1 protein-coding gene is annotated in these 1,125 nt (G+C 34.0%); it reads right to left on the minus strand.

The genetic code is table 11. The features are described 5' to 3' along the window. Positions 1-338 precede the first annotated feature (338 nt). Positions 339-1,016, minus strand: coding sequence for a polysaccharide deacetylase family protein (locus CWB66_RS18490; RefSeq protein WP_171037534.1), 678 nt, complete (start codon positions 1,014-1,016; stop codon positions 339-341). Positions 1,017-1,125: the final 109 nt, after the last annotated feature.

Here is a 1,125-nt window from a genome sequence, read left to right on the forward strand (position 1 = left end):
TAACTTGAAAAACTCCGCTATTGGTGGTTCAGATCACACCTTTTAGTTAATCAGTTCCGACCTATTGTGTAACTGAACTAGTAACCATAGTTAACAGATGAACGACTCGACATATATTTAAAAAGTATCCTGAAGTTAAAAAGCTTTTGTGAAGTGGTGAGTTTTGGTCGAATGGATTTTTCGCTAAAACTGTAAATAAAAATGGTGACGGATCAGCTTATGATATTCGAGTTGTTAACCGATACCTCGCTCCTTGGAGCGAGGTTATTCATAGTATTTAAAGGGAACTGGCATATTATTTCAGCGTCTCTAAAAAAAGCTGCCAATATATTTGACTACTATTTGGTAACTCTTAGCTTTTTATTTAGTTGGTTCATAGTCTTAAACTGGAGGCCAATTTCTTTTGCATACTCAAAAATTTTTATTAAATTTTTAGTCGGTGTTTGCCAGCGGGAAGTAGGTTCACCCTCAACAATACAATGCCCAATAAGAATTAGATCACGCCCTGTTGCTTTTGCTTTGTCCATAGCTAAAAATATTCGTGTTTCTGGTTCAAAATATGAGCTATCAATACCGACACCCATATAAAAATAACCATCATTTTGCATACCGAGTCTTAGGTCTTTTGTTTTAGGAGTTAAATACCCTCTAACCGATTCGAAATCTTCTCTTAATGCTTCGCTAAGTTCAATACTGTAAGAACCGAAAGGAAAAGCAAAAGAACTGACCTTTAATCCATCTTTTTTCATATTATTTAATGAATCTCTAATTTCTCCTTTTAGCCAAGAATCAAGGCCATGTTCGTCAAACCACTCTAATGCATTGGCATGATATGTTGTGTGATGTGCAATTTCAAATCCTTGGTTTTGAAGAAACAACAGTTGATCAGCCATACCACTATGATATTTGCTAATATAAAACGTAGCAGAAGCATTATATTGCTCGAAAAGGTAAGTACTTTCATACCAACTATTAATACAATGACCATCGTCAAATGTAAGAACAATGCTACCCAAATTATCCGGTACTACTTCAATCTCTTTTACTACTTCAATCTCTTTTATTACTTCAATCTCTTTTATTACTTCAATCTCTTTTATTACTTCAATCTCTTTTATTACTTAA

This window comes from Pseudoalteromonas sp. S558, assembly GCF_005886635.1.
In the GTDB taxonomy this organism is placed as follows: domain Bacteria; phylum Pseudomonadota; class Gammaproteobacteria; order Enterobacterales; family Alteromonadaceae; genus Pseudoalteromonas; species Pseudoalteromonas aliena.